The 2,235-nt window shown below is 45.7% G+C and carries 2 protein-coding genes; both read right to left on the bottom strand.

Annotation, left to right across the window (positions count from 1 at the left end):
• A partial coding sequence (locus tag CXF78_RS20945) for a xanthine dehydrogenase family protein molybdopterin-binding subunit (protein WP_102037844.1) occupies positions 1–1,790 on the bottom strand: 1,790 nt, incomplete at its 3' end.
• Between the two features lie 2 nt (positions 1,791–1,792).
• A partial coding sequence (locus CXF78_RS20940; protein ID WP_308302291.1) for a (2Fe-2S)-binding protein occupies positions 1,793–2,235 on the bottom strand: 443 nt, incomplete at its 5' end.

The following is a 2,235-nucleotide window of genomic DNA, read 5'->3' as shown; positions in this document are numbered from 1 at the left end:
TTAGCTAATGCAGCTTCTAATGTATCGAGCACCTTGAGATAACGGCCCACATCAACAGGATGATCAGCTAGCTCTTCACCATAGTTACCGTATTTGAAACCTTGGTTTTCAAAGTTTTCTATCCGTGGTTTACCCAGTAATTCACGCCACATTTGTACACATGGCTTATTGGTTTTTACTGCCAGTTCGTCAACAAAGCTACCAATACCAAAGGCGTGTTGAATGTTACATACTGAGCGCATCCAACCGATACGGGTATGTGCTTTAGCCTTAACTGACTCGAGTTGAATGCTTTCAAGGGCTAACGGCACGTCGCTAAAGCCTAAATCTAATTCACCATCAGAAGGATATTCAACACCTTCTGCAAAGGTTGAGCTAATTGAAGGGAACCCTGTTCTGGCTAGCAACGCTGTAGGCATGCTGTTGCCATCAATTTTAGCCTGATACATTTGCGCACTAATAGCATGGTAATAGCCATTTTGAATCTCATCTTCTCGGCTCCAACATACCTTGACCGGCTTATTAAGCTTTTGCGACAAAATAGCGGCTTCAACACTAAAATCTGGTTTTGATTTACGACCAAAACCACCGCCTAATAAGGTGACATTGACTTTGACTTGCTCTTCTTTAAGCCCTAATGCACCTGCAACATTTTGTTGGGTACTTTGCGGCGTTTGGCTTGATGCCCACAACTCACAGCCATCTGCGGTCACATTTGCTGTCGCCACCGGTGGTTCCATCATCGCATGGGTAAGATAAGGAACCGTATAAACGGCACTCAAGGTGTGTTCTGCTGGCCAGTCCGTTACTGAAGTGCCCAACTGACGGATCACTTTACCTGGCAGCTTAACGCGCTCAACCAAACCTTTAAGATACACATCAGAGTCATGACTGTCGTTTACCGACTCTGACCATGTAATCGCTAATGCTTTACGGGCTTCAATGGCACTCCAGCTGTTGGTGGCAATAACCGCTACGCCGCCTAGAGCCTGAAATAACGGCGCACCTTTTGGTACTGGTAAGGTAATAATATCGACCACACCAGCAATTTTACGAGCTTTAGCATCATCAACACTAACCACATCACTGCCTAACACTGGCGGGCGAGTGATACTGGCATACAACATTCCATCAAGCTTAATGTCATATCCGTATATTGCTTTGCCCGTTAGCATCGCATCCATATCGACAATAGTATGAGACTTGCCAATATGAACAAATTCGCTTTCAGGCTTTAACGTAACCTTGTCCAGCTCTGGCATAGTCAGTTTTGATGCCGCTAATGCAAGCTCACCATAAGATAAGCTTTTATTACTGCCTTTATGGTGTACTTTGTGCGCCTTGGCATATACCTCAGTAACGGGTACTTTCCATTTATCAGCAGCGGCTTGTTCAAGCATGGTACGTGCTGTTGCGCCCATTTGACGCATACGATGATAATGCTTACGGATACTGCGGCTACCATCGGTGTTTTGGCTACCATAGCGTTTATCCGCTAGCCCCTGCACGACTACAACTTTATCCCAATCGGCTTCTAATTCATCGGCTAAGACTTGCGGAATACCGGTGCGAATACCTTGGCCCATTTCTGAACGATGGCAGGTTAAATACACTTTGTTGTCTTCACCGATGGCGACAAATAAATTCATCAATGCTTGTTTGTCTTGTGCCAGTGCCATTGGGCTCCACACTAAACTTGTGCCACCAAGGGCTAAACCACCGCCCACAGCACCAAAGAGTTTAAGCACGTTACGGCGACTAATGTTTTCAACTGCGGTAAATGTCGTCATGATTACGCCTCCGAAGCTGATTTGATCGCCGCTTTAATACGCGGGTAAGTTCCACAACGACAAATATTGCCCGACATTGCATCGTCAATTTGCGTCTCTGTTGGTTTAGCTGTGGTTTTTAATAACGCAGCAGCAGACATTAATTGCCCCGCCTGACAGTAACCACATTGCGGCACATTATGTTCAAGCCAAGCGTCTTTCAATTTTTGCGCTTCAAGACCTTCAATGGTTGTCACTTGTTTGCCCTGTACTTGCTTAAGGCTGGTCAAACAACCACGCATTGGGCTGCCATCAACATGAATAGTACAAGCGCCGCAGAGTCCTGCACCACAACCAAACTTTGTACCTGTTAAACCCAGTATGTCGCGCAAAGCCCATAGCACTGGCATATTAGGATCGGCATCAAGGGTAAAGTCCTTACCGTTGACCATTAATTTTTGTGTTG

Origin of the sequence: Shewanella sp. 11B5 (genome assembly GCF_002836795.1) — a bacterium.
Lineage (GTDB): Bacteria > Pseudomonadota > Gammaproteobacteria > Enterobacterales > Shewanellaceae > Shewanella > Shewanella frigidimarina.
The sequence above is the reverse complement of the archived record's forward strand: the minus strand, read 5'-3'. Positions and strand labels throughout refer to the sequence as shown.